This window comes from Spirillospora sp. NPDC048911, assembly GCF_043198015.1.
Lineage (GTDB): Bacteria > Actinomycetota > Actinomycetes > Streptosporangiales > Streptosporangiaceae > Spirillospora.
In genome coordinates, this window is the sequence record NZ_JBICUD010000002.1 from 1,468,160 (window position 1) to 1,484,613 (window position 16,454).

At 70.6% G+C, this 16,454-nt stretch carries 15 protein-coding genes; 7 read left to right on the plus strand and 8 right to left on the minus strand.

Annotated elements, in window-relative coordinates:
* Positions 1 to 23 precede the first annotated feature (23 nt).
* The gene (locus ACGFNU_RS14135) at positions 24 to 2,354 is read right to left on the minus strand and encodes an MMPL family transporter (protein ID WP_392593406.1); all 2,331 of its coding nucleotides are present in this window, start codon (positions 2,352 to 2,354) and stop codon (positions 24 to 26) included.
* Positions 2,355 to 2,466: 112 nt separating this feature from the next.
* Here ACGFNU_RS14135 and ACGFNU_RS14140 point away from each other — a divergent pair, with 112 nt between their 5' ends.
* Positions 2,467 to 3,078: a TetR family transcriptional regulator gene (locus ACGFNU_RS14140; RefSeq protein ID WP_392593407.1), complete on the plus strand. Its 612-nt coding sequence runs from the start codon at positions 2,467 to 2,469 to the stop codon at positions 3,076 to 3,078.
* 53 nt (positions 3,079 to 3,131) lie between these two features.
* Here ACGFNU_RS14140 and ACGFNU_RS14145 read toward each other — a convergent pair whose 3' ends face one another.
* The 5 genes from ACGFNU_RS14145 to ACGFNU_RS14165 all read right to left on the minus strand — a co-directional run bounded on the left by ACGFNU_RS14145 (position 3,132) and on the right by ACGFNU_RS14165 (position 7,881).
* Positions 3,132 to 4,514 carry an FAD-binding oxidoreductase gene (locus ACGFNU_RS14145; RefSeq protein WP_392593409.1) on the minus strand — a complete coding sequence of 461 codons (1,383 nt, stop codon included), beginning with the start codon at positions 4,512 to 4,514 and terminating at the stop codon, positions 3,132 to 3,134.
* A 63-nt stretch (positions 4,515 to 4,577) separates the two neighbouring features.
* Positions 4,578 to 5,138 carry a Clp protease N-terminal domain-containing protein gene (locus tag ACGFNU_RS14150; RefSeq protein ID WP_392593411.1) on the minus strand — a complete coding sequence of 187 codons (561 nt, stop codon included), beginning with the start codon at positions 5,136 to 5,138 and terminating at the stop codon, positions 4,578 to 4,580.
* Positions 5,139 to 5,141: 3 nt separating this feature from the next.
* Complete coding sequence (locus ACGFNU_RS14155; protein ID WP_392593413.1) at positions 5,142 to 5,375, minus strand: helix-turn-helix domain-containing protein; 234 nt, start codon at positions 5,373 to 5,375, stop codon at positions 5,142 to 5,144.
* A gap of 101 nt (positions 5,376 to 5,476) precedes the next feature.
* The gene (locus ACGFNU_RS14160; RefSeq protein ID WP_392593415.1) at positions 5,477 to 6,517 is read right to left on the minus strand and encodes a CNNM domain-containing protein; all 1,041 of its coding nucleotides are present in this window, start codon (positions 6,515 to 6,517) and stop codon (positions 5,477 to 5,479) included.
* Positions 6,514 to 7,881, minus strand: a complete 1,368-nt coding sequence (locus ACGFNU_RS14165) for a hemolysin family protein (protein WP_392593417.1) — start codon at positions 7,879 to 7,881, stop codon at positions 6,514 to 6,516. The genes ACGFNU_RS14160 and ACGFNU_RS14165 overlap by 4 nt, the downstream gene beginning before the upstream one ends.
* Before the next feature lie 104 nt (positions 7,882 to 7,985).
* On the opposite strand from ACGFNU_RS14165, the gene ACGFNU_RS14170 reads away from it, so the two are divergent.
* The 4 genes from ACGFNU_RS14170 to ACGFNU_RS14185 all read left to right on the plus strand — a co-directional run bounded on the left by ACGFNU_RS14170 (position 7,986) and on the right by ACGFNU_RS14185 (position 12,252).
* Entirely contained in the window at positions 7,986 to 8,399 is a 414-nt protein-coding gene (locus ACGFNU_RS14170) for a nuclear transport factor 2 family protein (RefSeq protein WP_392593419.1), read from the plus strand.
* Positions 8,400 to 8,600: 201 nt separating this feature from the next.
* Positions 8,601 to 9,560 (plus strand): MBL fold metallo-hydrolase, encoded by a 960-nt coding sequence (locus ACGFNU_RS14175; RefSeq protein ID WP_392593421.1) that lies wholly within the window; start codon positions 8,601 to 8,603, stop codon positions 9,558 to 9,560.
* A 13-nt stretch (positions 9,561 to 9,573) separates the two neighbouring features.
* Complete coding sequence (locus ACGFNU_RS14180; protein WP_392593532.1) at positions 9,574 to 11,229, plus strand: FAD-dependent monooxygenase; 1,656 nt, start codon at positions 9,574 to 9,576, stop codon at positions 11,227 to 11,229.
* 30 nt (positions 11,230 to 11,259) lie between these two features.
* On the plus strand, positions 11,260 to 12,252 hold the full coding sequence (locus tag ACGFNU_RS14185; RefSeq protein WP_392593422.1) for a hypothetical protein: 993 nt from the start codon (positions 11,260 to 11,262) through the stop codon (positions 12,250 to 12,252).
* Between the two features lie 535 nt (positions 12,253 to 12,787).
* Here the strand turns inward: ACGFNU_RS14185 and ACGFNU_RS14190 are convergent.
* Positions 12,788 to 13,765, minus strand: coding sequence for a hypothetical protein (locus tag ACGFNU_RS14190; RefSeq protein WP_392593424.1), 978 nt, complete (start codon positions 13,763 to 13,765; stop codon positions 12,788 to 12,790).
* 59 nt (positions 13,766 to 13,824) lie between these two features.
* Positions 13,825 to 14,304: an ATP-binding protein gene (locus ACGFNU_RS14195; protein ID WP_392593426.1), complete on the minus strand. Its 480-nt coding sequence runs from the start codon at positions 14,302 to 14,304 to the stop codon at positions 13,825 to 13,827.
* Positions 14,305 to 14,600: 296 nt separating this feature from the next.
* On the opposite strand from ACGFNU_RS14195, the gene ACGFNU_RS14200 reads away from it, so the two are divergent.
* Together ACGFNU_RS14200 and ACGFNU_RS14205 are read left to right on the plus strand one after the other, a co-directional pair.
* Positions 14,601 to 15,482 carry a helix-turn-helix transcriptional regulator gene (locus ACGFNU_RS14200; protein WP_392593428.1) on the plus strand — a complete coding sequence of 294 codons (882 nt, stop codon included), beginning with the start codon at positions 14,601 to 14,603 and terminating at the stop codon, positions 15,480 to 15,482.
* Positions 15,479 to 15,661 carry a DUF397 domain-containing protein gene (locus ACGFNU_RS14205; RefSeq protein ID WP_392593429.1) on the plus strand — a complete coding sequence of 61 codons (183 nt, stop codon included), beginning with the start codon at positions 15,479 to 15,481 and terminating at the stop codon, positions 15,659 to 15,661. The genes ACGFNU_RS14200 and ACGFNU_RS14205 overlap by 4 nt, the downstream gene beginning before the upstream one ends.
* Positions 15,662 to 16,454: the final 793 nt, after the last annotated feature.

The window sequence follows — 16,454 nt, forward strand, 5'->3', positions numbered from 1 at the left end:
CCCGCGGGCACCCGGGGCCACGCTCAGCGGGAGTCGTCGTGGCTTTCGGCCTCGCGGACCCCCTCCTCGGTGGGCGGAAGCGTGTCGGGATGGGCCTTGTCCACGCCCGGTACGCCCGTCCCGCCGGCCCCTTCGGAAGCCGCGCCCCGCTGCCGGCCGCGGGCGTCGGCGCCCTCGTTGACCGGCGCGAACTCCTTGTCATGGGTCTTCTCGGGCGCGTGGCCCGGCTCTTGGCGATCATTCATGGGGGACGCATACCCGCTTCTCGCCGGGTCGTGCAGGCGGCCCAGGTCGTGCAGGCGGCGCAGCGGCCGCGGCGCCCACCAGTTGGCGGGCCCGGCGAGGCGCATGAACGCGGGCAGCAGCACCCCCCGGATGAGCGTCGCGTCCACGAGGACGGTCAGCGCCATGCCGATGCCGAGCTGCTGGAGGAACACCACCCGTCCGCTCGCGTACGCGGCGAACGACACGGCCAGGATGAGCGCGGCGGCCGTGACCAGGGGGGCGCTCCGGGCGATGCCGAGGGGCACCGACCGGACGGCGTCCCCCGTCCGGTCGTACTCCTCCTTGATCCGCGACAGCAGGAAGACCTCGTAGTCCATCGACAGCCCGTAGGCGACGCAGAACATCAGGATCGGGACGCTCGGCTCGATCGAGCCCGTCGGCGTGAAGCCGAGCAGCCCCGACAGGCGGCCCTCCTGGAAGACGAACACCAGCGCGCCGAACATCACCGACAGGCTCAGCATGTTGAGAAATGCGGCCTTGAGCGGCGCGACCACGCTGCCCGTCATCGCGAAGAGCACGACGAAGGTCACCATGATGATCAGGCCCGCCACCAGCGGCAGGCGCGCCGTCACGCCGTCGCGGTAGTCGGCCAGCTCGGCCGGGGCGCCGCCGGCGAGCACCTCGAACGGGGCGGGTACGGCCCGTACGTCGCGGACGAGCCCGATGGTGTCGGCCTCGCGCCGTTCGGACGAGACGACGACCGAGAGCGCGGCGCCCGTGCCGGTGCCCTTCCTGGAGGTGATCGTGTCGACGCGGACCACGCCGTCGATCCGGGACAGACGGGCCGCGTAGGGCGCGACCGCCCGCGGGTCGGCGTCCGGGGCGACGACCTGCAAGGCGTCGGCCTCCTCCACGGGGAAGCCCGCGCGGATCTGGTCGTACAGCTGCCGGGCCGGCGCCGAACTGGGCAGCACCCGGTCGTCCGGCAGGCCGAAGCGGATCCCGAGGAACGGGGCGCCGAGCACGAGCACGATGCCCAGAGCCGCGCCGCCGAGGAGGAGCGGCCGTCGCATCACCCGCGTGGCGAGGCCGTACCAGAGCCCGTCGCGCGGCTCCGCGTCGCGCTGGACCCGGTGGCCCAGGAGCATGAGGGCGGCGGGCAGGAGGACGGTCGCCCCGGCCACGGCCGCGATGACCACCGCGACTCCCGCGTACGCGAACGAGCTCAGGAACGGGAACGGGAAGACCAGCAGCACCGACAGCGCGGCCGCCACCGTGACCCCGCTGAAGAGCACCGTGCGTCCGGCGCCGCGGACCGTGCGCCGCACGGCGGCCGGCACGTCGAGCCCCCGCCGCAGCTCCTCCCTGAAGCGGAAGATGACGAAGAGCCCGTAGTCCACGCCGAGCCCGATCCCCATGACCAGCGCGATGTTGGACGCGAACGTGGAGATCTCGGTGAACGCGACGACGCCCCGGAGCAGTGCCAGCGAGCCGAGCACCGCGAAGAGGCCGACGCCGAGCGTGACCAGCGCCGCCGACAACCGCCGGTAGACCAGCCATAGCAGCAACAGGACGAGCGGCAGGATGACCAGCTCCGCCCGCAGGAAGTCTTGGCGCGCCTGTTCCATGACCTGCCGGAACACCTCGTCCCCGCCGCCGATCTCGACCGTCACCGCGCCCTGCGTCCGCTCGAAGCGGGGAGCCAGCTCGGGCAGGATCTCCCGGCGCACATGGTCGGCGTCGCCGGGCAGCCAGGCGAGGACGACGGCCTGGCGTGCGTCGCGGCTGCGAAGCGTGTCGGGGGCGCCGCGCGTCCAGTAGGACCAGGCGTCGCCCACGCCGGGATAGGCGGCGAGCTCGGCCGTCAGCCGTTTTCCCGCCTCGGCGGCCTCCGGGCCGTCCACGGTGCCCTGACGTGCCGTCACCAGAAGCGCGACGTTGGGGCTGCCCGTGCCGAAGTCCCGCGCGAGCGCCACCCGGGCGTGCATCGACTCCGAGCCGGGCGCCTCGAAACGGTTGAGCGAGAGCACGTTGAGCGTGCCGGCGCCGATCACTCCGGCGAGGATCAGCACGACCGTGCCGGCGGCCACGATCCATCGCGATCTATGGACGACGAACCTTCCGAGCATGAGGTCCCCCTGGGTAGGCTGCATTTACGAGCGACCGCTCGCATTAGGTTCGGACAATACGAGCGATTACTCGTATTTGCAATCCGGGCTGATCGATCAGGGAGGCACGCGCGTGGAGGAACGGCCGCCGCGACGACGGCAGGCACGGGGGGAACGGCGGATGGAGGAGATCCTCACCGCCGCCGCCGAGGTGTTCGCGAAGGCCGGCTACGAGGCGGCCACCACCAACGCGATCGCCTCGTCGGCGGGGATCTCACCGGGCTCGCTCTACCAGTTCTTCAAGAACAAGGAGGCGATCGCCCAGGCGCTGGCCGACCGGTTCGTCACGCAGATGCGGGCGGCGCACCAGGAGGCGTTCGGCGCCGTCGACTTCGCCGCCCTCGGGCTCGACGATCTGCTGGACCGCATGGTCGACCCGATCGTCGCGTTCAACATCGCCAACCCGGGCTTCAAGGCACTGTTCGCCCGCCCGGACATGCCGCCCGGCCTGGCCGAGGCCGCCCAGCCCATCCAGGCCGCGCTCCTCGGCCGTGTCGAGGAGATGCTCGCCACCCGCGCGCCCGGCATGCCCGAGGCGGAACGCGGGCGCATGGCCCGCGTCCTCATCCAGATCTTCCAGGCGATGGTCCCGCTCGTGACCTCCGCCGAGGGCGCCGAACGGGCCGCCGCCATCGTGGAGCTCAAGAAGGTGCTTCGCGGTTACCTGGCGCCCACGGTCGGCTGACCGCGTCGCCGAGGCTCAGACCGCGTGGCCGGACTCAGGCTGTGGCCGGTGCGTCAGGCGGGGGTGCCGAAGACCTTGCCGGGGTTGAAGATGCCCGCCGGGTCCAGCGCGTCCTTCACGGCGTGGTGCATGGCGACCACCGCCGGGTCGAGCTCGGCGTGCAGGCCGCGGCGCTTGAGGAGGCCGACGCCGTGCTCGCCCGTGACGGTGCCGCCGAGCGCGATCGCGTCGTCGATGATCTGGTCGAACGCGCGCTCGGCGCGGGCCCGCGCGTCCTCGTCGCCCGCGGGCACGATGATCAGCGGATGCAGGTTGCCGTCGCCCGCGTGCGCGACGTTGGCGATGTGCGTGCCGTGATCGCGGGCGGCGCGTTCGACGCGGGTGAGCATCTCCGGGACGAGCACGCGCGGCACGCAGACGTCCTCGGTGAGGACCGGTCCGAGCCGTTCCAGCGCGGGATAGGCGAGGCGGCGGGCGGAGAAGAGCGCGTCCGCCTCCTCCTGGTCGGTCGACCGCGTGCTCCACGTGGCCCCGGCGCGCTTGAAGCAGCCGGCCATCGTGTCGGCCTCGGCGTCGCCGGCCTCTCCCGGGGCGTCGGTGCGGCCGAGGAGCAGCACGTTCGCGTCGGCCGACAGGCCCATGTTCTTCCACTCGTCCACCGCGCGCAGGCAGTGCCGGTCGACCAGCTCCAGCGCGCTCGGCACGATCCCGGCGGCGGTGACGGCGCTGACCGCCTCCCCGGCCGCCGCCAGGGTGTCGAAGTAGCCGACGACCGTGCGCTCGGCGGCCCGCGCGCCGCGCAGCCGCACGGTGATCTCGGTGATGACGCCGAGCGTGCCCTCCGAGCCGACCATCAGCCCGCACAGGTCGTACCCCACCACGCCCTTGGCGGTGCGGCGGCCGAGGCGGACCACCTCGCCCCGGCCCACCACCGCCTGGAGGCCCAGTACGTAGTCGCGCGTCACGCCGTACTTCACGCAGCACAGCCCGCCCGCGTTGGTGGCCACGTTGCCGCCGATCGTGGACCACGGTGAGCTCGCCGGGTCCGGCGGATACCAGAGCCCCTGCCCGGCGCAGGCCGCGCGCAGATCGTCGTTGACCACGCCGGGCTGGACGACCGCCAGCCGCTCGTGCGCGTCGATCTCGACGATCTCGTTCATCGCCTCCAGCGACAGCACCACGCAGCCCTCGATCGCGTTGGCCCCGCCCGACAGGCCGGTCCCGGCGCCGCGCGGGACGACCGGCACGCCGCGCTCGGCGCACTCCGCCACCACGGCACGCACGTCCTCGGTGCTCCCCGCCCGCACGAGCGCCACCGGCGCCCCGTACGGCGCCCACTGCGCCTCATCCCGGACGTAGGCCGCGACGACGCCGGGATCGGTGACGACGCGTTCGGCGGGGATGAGGGCGCGAAGGGCTTCGATCAGTGGGGCCATGCCCCCAAGTAATCACGACCCGCGAAGCACCCGGTAACCGGGCGGCCGGTGCTGGGCGGCCGGTCAGGCGGCTTCGGCCGTGATGAGCCGCGTGACCTCGGTGCGGAGCGCGTCGAGGTCGGCGCCCGACTCCACCAGTACGCGGACGGCGCGGGAGTCGCGGTCCTGCAGGATGCCGAGCAGCACGTGGCCGGCGCCGATGTGGTTGTGCTTGAGCCGCAGCGCCTGCCGCAGGCTCAGCTCCAGGGACTTCTTGGCCGGAGGGGAGAAGGGGAGGTGCCGTTTGCCGGATCCCCGGAACCGTCCGGGCGGCGCGTCCAGGGCGCCCTCGCCGAACGTCTGCTCGGTGGCCTCGCGGACGGCGTCCAGGTCGATCCCGAGGGTCCGCAGCGCCTCCGGATCGAGCGGGTCGCCGCTCGTCTCCGCCGCGAGCCGCGCCACCGTGGCGCGCATCGCCGTCAGCTCCAGCCCCTGGGCCCTCATCGCGGCGGCGGCGGGGCCGTCGTTGGCGAGCAGGGCCAGCAGCACATGCTCGGGGCCGATCCGGCCGTGACCGAGCTCGCGGGCCTCCTGCTGGGCCCCGGTCACGGCGTTGCGGGCCTCCTGGGTGAATCGTTCGAACATCGGTCAACGCTCCTTCTTCAGAATCCGCCGGCCGCCGCCGTGCTTCTTGTGGACGGCCTGCCTGCTCACGCCGAGGCAGACCGCGATCTCCTGCCAGGACCAGCCCTGGTCGCGGGCGTTGGCCACCTGGAGCGCCTCCAGGCGTTCGGCCAGCTCGCGCAGAGCCCGGACGGCGCGCAGTCCGACCGCCGGATCCTTGCTGCCCGCCTCCTGGGCGAGCTTCACTCCGTCGCTCATGATGTCAATCTAGGTTGACATGAGCCCGATGTCAACCAGGGTTGACGCGCGTCGGATGCGGGCAGATGAGGGCAGGCAAGATCAGGCGAGATCAGGCGAGATCAGGCGCGGTCCGGGGTCAGGAGGGTGGTGAGGAGATCGTCGAGGCTGATCAGGCCGACCGGGGTGCCGTCGTGGCCCAGGACCAGGCCGAGGTGGCTCTGGTGGGCCTGGAGGGTGGCGACCGCCTCCGTCACGGGGGTGCCGGCCGTGAGGCTGGGGACGGGATGGGCGAGCTGACCGGCCGGTGTGCGGCGGCCCCGGGCCCGGGCGAGGTAGGCGTCGCGGACGTGGACCATGCGGGGCGGGCCGGGCCGGCCGCCGGGACCCTGGCCGCGGCCGCGGAGCATGATCCGGGTGCGGCCGGTGCGGATCGAGGTGTCGATGACCTCCTGCGGGGTGGCCGACGGCGGGACCGACACGATCCCGCCGACCGGGATCATGAGCTCTTCGAGCGGGGACTCCGGGGCCTCCAGGGCGGCCTTGAGCAGTTGGACGTCCGGCTCCTCGATGAGGCCCAGCCGCCGCGACTCCTCGACCAGGTCGCGCAGCTGCTCCGGGGTGCGGGAGACGCTCAGCGCGTCCCGGGGCGGCACCCCGATCATCCGCAGCAGGACGTTGGTGACGCTGTTGAGCGAGGCGAGCACGGGCCGGACGACCGTGGTGAAGCCGCGGAACGGCGGTGCCAGCATCAGCACCGACCGTTCGGGCCGGGCGATGGCCCACGACTTCGGCGCCATCTCGCCGATCACCATGTGCAGGAACGTCACCAGGGCCAGGGCCAGCACGAACGCCACCGCGTGCGCGCCCGTCTCCGGCAGCCCGGCGCTGTGGAACACCGGCGTCAGGGTCTCGGCGATCACCGGCTCGGAGACCAGGCCCAGCCCCAGCGAGCACATCGTGATGCCCAGCTGGGCCCCCGCGAGCATCAGCGACAGCTCGCGGATCCCGGCGACGGCGGACGCGGCGGCGCGGCTGCCCTCGGCGGCGGCGCGTTCCAGCCGCGGCCGCTTGGCGGCCACCAGCGCGAACTCCGCGGCCACGAAGAACCCGTTGCCCAGGAGCAGCAGGAGGGTGAGCGGAATGCCGATGGACAGGCTCATCGATCCCCGCCTTCCGATCGGTCCTTGCCCGCCGGCGGGCCGGGGTCGTGCTCGACGGATCGGAGGCGGATCAGCTCCGGTACGTGCCGGTGGACGTTCAGCACCTCGATCGTGGCCTCGCGGGGCGGATCGTCCAGCCGCCGCGGCGGCAGGTCCACCGTGACGCGGTCGCCGGGCTTGGCGATCCGGCCCAGCCGCTTCAGGATCAGGCCCGCGACGGTCTCGTAGTCGCCCTCGGGGAGGGCGATGCCGGTCTCGTGCGCGACCTCGTCCACGCGCAGCCCGGCGTCGGTCGTCCACCATTCGCCGCGCCGGATGGCCAGGTCCTCCTCGACGTCGTTCTCGTCGGCGATCTCCCCGACCAGCTCCTCCGCGACGTCCTCCCAGGTGACCAGGCCCGCGAAGCCGCCGTACTCGTCCACCACGCAGGCCATCGCGCCGCCGTCCGCGCGGAGCTGCGTCACGACGTCGGGCAGCGGCAGTTTGCCGGGGACGAGCAGCGCGGGCCGGGCCAGCTCGCGGACCGGCGTCCGGCCGGACTCCTCGGGGGTGAGCCGGATCAGCTCGTCCAGCCCCACGGTGCCGACCACGTCGTCGACGCTGCCGCCGACGACCGGATAGCGCGTGTGCCCGTGCGCGCTGATGACGTCGCTGAGCTCGCCCGCCATGGCCGCCGCCGGGACGGTCACCACGTCCACGCGCGGCACCATGACCTCGTCGGCGGTGCGCTCGGAGAACGCCAGGGCGCGTTCGAGCAGCTCGGAGTGGGCCTCCTCCAGATGCTCGCCGGACTCACCGATGATGTGGCCCAGCTCCTCCAGCGTGGCGCCGTGGTGCAGCTCCTCCACCGGCTCGATGCCGACGGAGCGCAGCAGCCTGTTCGCGGCCGCGTCGAACATCTTGATCAGCGGCGACGCCAGCATCATGTAGATCAGCGTGGAGGAGGCCAGCGCGCGGGCGAGCGGCTCGGCCCTCGCCAGCGCGAGGTTCTTGGGGAACAGCTCGCCCAGCACCATCTGGATGATCGTCGCCAGCACGAAGCCCGCCGCCACCGCGACACCGCCGACGGCAGCCTCCGGCACGCCGAACGTGCGCAACGGCGACGCGATCAGATCGGCGAGCGCGGGCTTGGCGATGAACCCGACGACCAGGGCCGTCACGGTGATGCCCAGCTGCGCGCCCGACAGCATGAAGGACAGGCGTTCCATCACCCGCACGGCACGGGCCGCGCTCTTGTCGCCGTCCTTGGCCTGGTGGTCCAGCGCGAGACGGTCGGCGGTGACGTAGGCGAACTCCTGCGCCACGAAGTAGCCGGTGGCGGCGGTCAGCACCAGCACGGCCACCAGCCCGAGCACGACGTTCACCCTCGATTTCCTTCCCCATCCAAGATCTTCTTACCCTGGATGTCCCTTCCCGAGCGAGTTACGCAGCCAGTTCCCAGCGAGTTCCCAGTGAGAGAGGCCCGCACGTGAGCGACACCCGGAGTCAGGCCGAGGCAGAGATCGTCGATCAGCACCGATTCATCGAGGCCTGGCTGCGGGGGGACGCGGACCGATCCTCGCAGGTGTACGAGAAGTTCGTGGCCCGGCACACCCCGGACTTCGTGCTGAACGGCCCCGGCGGCGACGCGGCGCCGCGCGACGCGCTGATGGCCGGGCTCGAAGGCGCGCACGGCGCGGTGCCCGGGCTGGCCATCGAGATCCGGGACGTGCGGGTGCTGGAGGAGCGCGACGGCCTGATTCTGGCCGTGTACGAGGAGCACCAGACGTCCCCGTCCGAACGCAACGCCCGCCGCAGCACCGTCGTCCTCGTCCGGGACGGATCGGACCTGCGCTGGCGCCACCTCCACGAAACCTGGATCAAACCCCCACACGCCACCTGACGCTCGCCCACGGCACCTGACGGTTATCGGGCCCTTCGCCGTGGAATGAACCAATGCGCGCCAAGTCCACGCAGCCCGTCAGTTTCACAGCGCGCGTTAAGTCCACACAGCGCGCGTTAAGTCCACACAGCGCGCGTCAAGCCCACACAGCGCGCATCAAGCCCGCACAGCGCGTCAGGTCTTCACAGCGAAGGGGCAACGATGCCCAAGCCGTTCGCGTCCTCAGCCGACCTCTCCGACAAGACGCAGACCCTGGAGGTCCTCGCCGACGGGGTGTACGCCCTCACCGCCGAGGGCGATCCCAACGTGGGGGCGATCGAGGGCGGGGATTTCGTCGTCTGCTTCGAGGCCCTGGCGACCCCGGCGGCCGCGCGGGAGTGGCTGACGGTGCTCCGCTCGTACACCGACAAGCCGATCCGCTACCTCGTGCTGTCCCACTACCACGCGGTGCGGACGCTGGGCGCGAGCGCGTTCGGCGCCTCGTCCATCGTGGCGCACGACCGCACGCGCGCGCTCATCGCCGAGCGCGGCAAGCAGGACTGGGAGTCGGAGTTCGGCCGGATGCCCCGGCTGTTCAAGGAACCCGAGACGATCCCGGGACTCACCTGGCCGACCGTCACGTTCTCCCGCACGCTCACGATCGACCTCGGCGGCGATCGGGGCGAGCTGGACCTCGCGTACTGCGGGCGCGGGCACACCGAGGGAGACATCGTCGCCTGGCTGCCCCGGCAGCGCGTCCTGTTCGCCGGCGACCTGATCGAGACGCAGGCGGCGCTCTACACCGGCGACGCCTTCCATCGGGAGTGGGCGGCCGGCACCCTCGACCACCTCGCCGGATTCCCCGCCGAGACGCTCGTGGGCGGCCGGGGCCTCGTCGCACACGGCCGCCCGGCGGTGCGCGCCGCCATCGACCAGACCCGCGCGTTCCTCACGGTGATGATCCGCGAGGTCCAGGCGGTACGGGACCGGGGCGGCACGCTCAAGGACGCCTTCCACGCCGTGCACGGAGCCCTGGCGCCCGAATACGGGGGCTGGCCCATCTTCGAGCACTGCCTGCCGTTCGACGTCTCCCGGCTGTGGGACGAACTGGACGGCATCGAGCGGCCCCGCATCTGGACCGCCGACCGGGACCGCCAGGTGTGGTCCGAACTGCAGGACTGACCCGGTGTCCGAGATGGCCGCGGCGGCCGCGATGGACCCGGTCGTCGTGATCGGTGCCGGACCGGTGGGGCTGACCGCCGCACTGCTGCTCGCCCGCTGGGGCCTTCCCCTGGTCGTCCTCGAACGTGAGCCCGTCCGAGTCCCCGAAGGTTCGCGGTCGATCTGCCAGCAGCGTGACGTGCTCGACATCTGGGCGGCCGCCGGTGCGACGGCGGTCGCCGCGGAGGGCCTCGCCTGGACGACGGCTCGCACGTACTACCGCGAACAGGAGCTGTTCTCGTGGCGGTTCGCCGGGACGGAGACCTTGCCGCCGTGCGTCAACATCTCCCAGACCCGGACGGAAGAGATCCTCGAAGAGTGCGTCGCGGCGCGTGCCGACCTCGTCGAGGTCCGGCGCGGGTGCGAGGTCGGCGGGCTGGCGCAGGACGCCGAGGGCGTGACCCTTCGCTGCGCGACGGGGGAGGAGGTTCGGGCGTCGTACGTGGTGGCGTGCTCGGGCGCGCGTTCCGACGTCCTGCGGCAGGCGCTCGGCGTCGGCTTTCCGGGCGAGAGCTTCGACGACCGGTTCCTGATCGTGGACCTGCGGGCGGACCTGGCCGGATGGGAGCACGAACGCCGCTTCTACTTCGATCCGCCGTGGAACCCGGGCCGCCAGGTGCTGATCCATCCCTGCCCGGACTCGCGCTATCGCATCGACTGGCAGGTGCCGCCCGGCTTCTCGCTGGCGGAGGAACGCGCGAGCGGGGGCCTGGACCGCCGGATCCGCCAGATCATCGGGGACGTCCCGTACGAGACGTCGTGGGTGTCGGTGTACCGCTTCCATTCGCGCGTCGCCGACCGGATGCGGGTGGGCCGGGTGCTGCTCGCCGGGGACTGCGCGCATCTGTACGCCCCGTTCGGCGCGCGGGGCCTCAACAGCGGAGTCCCCGACGCCGAGAACGCCGCCTGGAAGATCGCGTTCGTGGCGCACGGCTGGGCGCCCGATGATCTGCTGGAGACCTACCACACCGAACGGCACGCGGCCGCTTTGGAGAACCTCGACGTCACCGCCGCCACCATGCGCTTCCTCGTCCCGCAGACCGGCACCGAACGCGACCACCGCCGCGCCGCGCTGGAGCGCGCCAGCGCAGACGCGAGCACGACCGCGGCGAGTCCGGCGGCGGTCGCGGCGATCGACTCGGGGCGCTTCGCCGAGCCGTACTGGTACACCGGCTCGCCGCTCACCACCCCCGAGGCGACCCGGCCGCCGCCCGTCGGGCGTCCGCCGAAGGGTGCGCCGCAATCCCTGGCGCCGGGCGTCATCGTGCCCGACGCCCGCGTCCAACTCGCCGGACGTCCTGAGATCACCCGGCTGAGGCAGCTCCTGCGGGACGGCTTCACGCTGCTGATGGACGGAACGGACGAACGGCTCGCGGACGCCGCCCGTTCGGCCACCGCCGCGCCCGTCAACGTCGTCCATCGGAAGGATCTGGGCTCCGCCGTCCACATGCGGCCCGGGGAGGCGTGGCTCATCCGTCCCGACGCCCACCTCGCCGCGATGCTGCCCGACCCCAGCCCGAACGACGTCGCCGCCGCGGTCGAACGGGCCGTCGCCCTCCCAGGAGTCACACAGACTGCCAGCGCGGAAAGCCATCCCGGTGGACCGGGACGAGCCGAAAGACCACTATGAGATAACGGTTCCTCTTCGGTGGGAGAGCCAATGACCGACAGCCGCCCACGGCCCGTCTTCGACCCGTCCATTCCCACCCGCGAACGCGCCTTCCTGGCGGCCGACCCCGAACGCCTCGTCGCCGCCAGCCTGCCCGCCCCGCCCGCCCCCCGCGTCGGCGCCGCGACCATCGTGGCCCGCGTCCTCTGGATCCCGATCTTCGCGTTCTTCTACGGGGTGCTGCCGGGCGGCTGGTTCCGGGTGTTCTTCCTGGCCTCGCTCGACGACGACACGTTGCTGGACGGCGTGTTCCGGTGGGGCCGCACGGCGCTGATCGCCATGATGACGATCCCGGCTCTGCAGATACTGCTCGTCCTCGTCGGCCAGAACGAGGCGGCGGCCGTGCTCGCCGCCGCCAGCTTCACCGGCTGGACGATCGGCGCGATCCGGCACCTGCGCGAACCGGCCTCCGCGCAGGCGTCGCGGGAGTACCACGGGCGTTACCTGCTGCCCGGCGACTTCGACCGGCCGGCCGCCCAGCTGCTCCTGCGCGCACAGCGGGCCGTCGACGCCGTCCTTGGCTCCGAGACGCACCGGGCGGGGCTCCTCGACGACGTCAACAACACCGTCGTGCTGCCCCGGCAGGAGTGGGAGATCGCGTGGGCGCTGGCGGAGCACACCAAGCTCCGCCGCGAACGCCGCGCCCAGCGTCCGGAGCGCCTCACCCCCCGCGTCCGCGCCCTCCTCGAACCGCAGCGCCGCGCGATGGACCTGTCCGTACGCGCCATCACCGAACGCATCGAGGCCCTGGAGACCTACGCCCGCCGCGCTCGCGACGCCGACGACGCGTATCACGAATGGCAGGTGGTCGAGCGGCTGCCCGAGCAGAACGCGCGCTACCGCGACCTGCTCGCCCGCACCGTCCGCCACGACCTCGCCCGCGACGAGATCGAACGGCTGGCGGACGACGCCCAACGCGCCGAGTCAGGCCTACGCGACTCAGTAGGAACCGCCCTCCAAGCAGGCCGAGCCCTCACCCTCTAACGATGGGTGCAAAGCGACGGCGTCTCCCGGCAGGCCGACTGGGCCGTCCCGCTTTGCCAGTCGTGCACAGCGAAGCGGCTCCAGTCAGGCTGAGCCTCAGGGTGTGTGAGGGTGGGGCATGGCGGCGGCGTCTCCAGGGATGCCGGTCGTCACGCTCTGACGGCGGTTCAGGGCGGCGGCGTCCGCTGGCATGCCTGGCCCGCGTCCCTTGAGGGTGGTGCAGAGTGACGATTCTCTGGGGACGACGCGTACTTCGAAGAGCAGGTGGTGGAACGTCTACCTGAGCAGATGCGCGTTACCGCGACCTGCTCGCCCGCACGGTTCGCCATGACCTACCTGGGATGAGATAGAGCGGCTGGCGGACGATGCCCATTGGGCCGAATCAGGTCTACCCGATTCAGCCGGAACCCCGCCCCCGGCAGGCCGCGCCCTCAGCCTTTGACGGTGGCAAAAGACGGCGGCGTCTCTTGGCGAGCCGGGCGGTCACGCTTTGAGGGTGGTGGACGGCGACGGTATCTCCAGGTCGGCAGGGCCTTCATCCTTTGATGGTGGTGCAGGGCGATGGTGTCTCTGCTGGCTTGCTCGGTGTCTCTTGGGACGGGGTGTCCTTGGGCGGAGTTCCCTGGTCGGGATCGCTTGGGGCCGGTCCTAGGCGCCGGTTGTTGTGCTCCTTCATGATTGCTTGCAACGCGGGCGCGTCTGCGAGCGTCGGGCAGGCCCATTCGGATTGGCGGCCCCACGAGTAGCTGATGTCGAACGCGGGCCGGGGCAGCAACTCGTTCCAGCGTCCCAGGATTGCGCGGAGCTGGCTCGCGGTCGGCAACCGCCAGTTCTTGTCGCCCTTGTTGCACGACTGGCCGAACGTCTGGAAGACCGGCACCATCATGCTCTTCGGGAAGCCCGCCTTGACGGCCTGCCCCACCATCCGGTCGATCGCCCGCAGGTCGCAGCCGCGTGCCTCTGTCCGGCACGGATAGGGATCCAGGCCGATCAGGTCCAGGTGCGTCGCCGAGGGCTTGAGCGGCGTCATCGTCCAGTCCGTCAGCGACGCGAACGCCTTCTGCCCCGGCGCGTACCGGTGGATGACGTCGGCGCGCCGGCGGATCTGCGCGACGATGTCCGGGCACTCCGCCGGATTGGGCTCGTCGCTGAGATACCACCCGTACACCCGCGGATTGCGAGCCAGCCGTCGCACAGCGTCGGCGAACGCCTCCTCGGTCATTCCGAAGCCGCCGCAGGTCGTGTTGCCGACCCACAACAGCGCCTGCGCGCCCTTCGGCAGCGAGGCGATCTCGTCCGCGTCCGGGTCGACGTCGAACAGGTCGTAGCCCAGCGCGGCGGCCTTGGCCCGATCGCCTGCGGGCATGTTGAGCGCGACATGCCTGGTCCGGACCGGCGCGAACGAGACCGTCTCGGTCCCGGCAGTGCTCGGTGAGGGCGAGAGGAGGTAGCCGGTCGCGGCACCGGCGAGCGCGGCCGCCGCGGCCACGACGGCGAGGTGCGATCTCATCATGTCTCCCGACATCGCTGATGCGGTACGACTTGATGTGCCCGGCCCCCACGGCACGGAAATCATGCCAATTCGGGCATCGCGGCGAAGGTTGCTCGAAGCGTCCGGCCCTGCTCGTCGCCTGTCCATGACCATTGCGTGGACAAAGCGGCCACAGTGAGCAACCCGCGCCCTGACTCCGCCAGCGCAGAAGGATCATCTCCGGTGGCAGTGGCAGTGGCAGTGGCGGTGGCGGTGGCAGTGGCGGTGACGCGTGGCGTCTGCGGGCCACCTTCGTCTGCCACGCTGACGGCGATCCCAGTGGTGTTCTGGGAGATCTCCACGACGAAGCGTCCTGCGTCGCGGCCTGAGCGGGTGTGGCGCATCGCGTTCACCACGAGTTCGTTCAGCACCAGCAGGACATCGTCGAGCACGGGGGAGTCCCGGAGCAGGGTCGCGGCGAAGACCCGCACGGCGCGGGCTTGGTCGGCGGTGCCCGGGAACTCACGCCGCCAGAACATGGGGGTCACGTACTCGGCTTGCTCGGAAACGGCGGGCAACATCGGCCACCTCACGGAACGCGGGAACGATTCGAACGGCTTCAATCGTTACTGCACGTGTCTGACTGGGCACCCATATGTGTTTGTCTGCTGTGTCTCGGAGGAGATCGGCACGCGCTCGTTGAGAACGTTCAGGCTGCGATGCGTTCCTGGACCGAACGTGCGGCGCCTGAACGTTCAAAATCCGAACGCACCGTCGCGTCGCGCGGGCTGTGAACGGTCGTGTTAGTCCGAGCATCCTCCGTATCTGCGTGGTAACACAGAGTGCACGATCTGTCCTCCGCCCCCAGGAGATGCCGGTGACCAGCCCGTTCGTTCGACGCCGCCGACTGGCCACCGAACTGCGCGCCCTTCGCGAGGAACGCGGCATGACCGCCGAGCGCCTGTCGCTCCTCATGTACCAGTCCCGCATGAAGATCTCCAGATTGGAGAACGCCCACATCCGCCCCGACCTCGCCGAGGTCGTGAAGATCCTTGAGGTGCTGGAGGTGACCGGCGACAAGTGGCACGAGATCTTCAACATTGCCCGCGATGCAGCAGAGAAGGGCTGGTGGGACTCCTACGGCGACGCCATGGGCTCTCGCCAGCGCCTCTACGCCGATATCGAGTCCGGCGCCAAGACCATCCGCGAGTACAACCAGTTCACGATCCCGGGCCTGCTCCAGACACCCGACTTCGTCCGGTTCATCGTTGAGATGGCCAAGGCCGAGGGAGCGGTTGGCTTCCTCCCGGAACGCATGGCCGAGGCCCGGCTACGCCGTCAGGAGCAACTGCTTGACATTCAGGGCTGCCAATACGAGGCCATCCTGGATGAGGTCGTCGTGTGTCGCCGGGCCGCGCCGCTGCAGATCATGCTGGGCCAGCTTCGGCACCTGATCGAGACCGTCTTGCGGCATCCTCGCATCACGATCTACGTCCTACCGCTCGCGGCGGACTTCACCGGGCGGCTGCTGCCCAAGTCGGCATTCTCGCTCTACACCTTCCCAAGCCCGGAAGACCCACCGATGACGGTGGTTGACACAGTGAGCACTGATCTCGTGCACATCGAACCCGACGAGGTAATGAGGTATACCCAACGGTATGAGCATCTTCGGCAGGCCGCTCTCTCTGCTACCGCCAGCCTGGGCCTGTTGACCGATGCAGCCGATGACCTCCAGAAAAGGATCGAGTCCGAGGCATGAGCACGCAGCACCCCATCTGGCGCAAGTCTCGCCACAGTGAAGCTGACGGAAACTGCGTCGAAGTCAGTCGTGCCATTTCTGGCATGATCGGTGTACGTGACAGCAAGCGAGGGGATGCTGGCCCCATCCTTGAACTGACCCGTGCTGAGTGGGCCGCATTCCTCCGTTCTGTTCGCTGAGCATCTAGGTGGAGCGTGAGAAGCGCGGCGATGGCGCTGGTGGTGTATAGGAGACGGCAACAGTCGCCCCTCTGGCTGGCGTGGTCACCCGGCTGCGGATCGGCGTGCCGTCGCTTCGAACATGGCAGCGACGAAAGAAGGTCGTGGGTACTTGGGTTTTATGACTTTCTGCGGGTCTGTCATTTGCGGCTTACTGCTTGCCGCTTCGCGGTTTTCGGGGTCGGTCACCCCTCTGAAGCACCAATCCGCCCGGCTGGCAGGTGGGGCGGGGCTGAAGACCTAAAAAGCGGCATCGACAAGAAAGTAGGGAGCGGGCCGGGGTTTGCTCGGGTGCGTGGGGGTGGTCTGGTGGCTGAGGTTCGTACCCCTGGCCGCGCGGAGCGCGGATTTTCGGTGCCACCCCAGGTAGCAGCCCGCCTTCACCCCCTCGCGCATGACTGGACTCCCGCGACCGCAACCAACGTGACCGCAACCCCCAAAAAAACCGGGCAGGCGCGCAATGAGTCATTTCGGCACCGCTCAACCTGCGGCCCAGATCAGCCGACTTAATCTCCGACTCACCCGCCCGCAACCACGCCACCACCGTTGGACGACAACACACCTTGAGGTTCCAAGAAATCAATGACCGCAAAGGGCCACATCGATCATGTAAACGGTTCGCCACTGTCTGTGAACGGCGATAGAATAAGCGCATGACTTCGATCGCGGTGAACCTCGATACCGCCTCCACCGAAACAATGGTGGAAGCGATCACCGTGATCGCCACCCAACTCGCCCACCACCCCGCACCCCA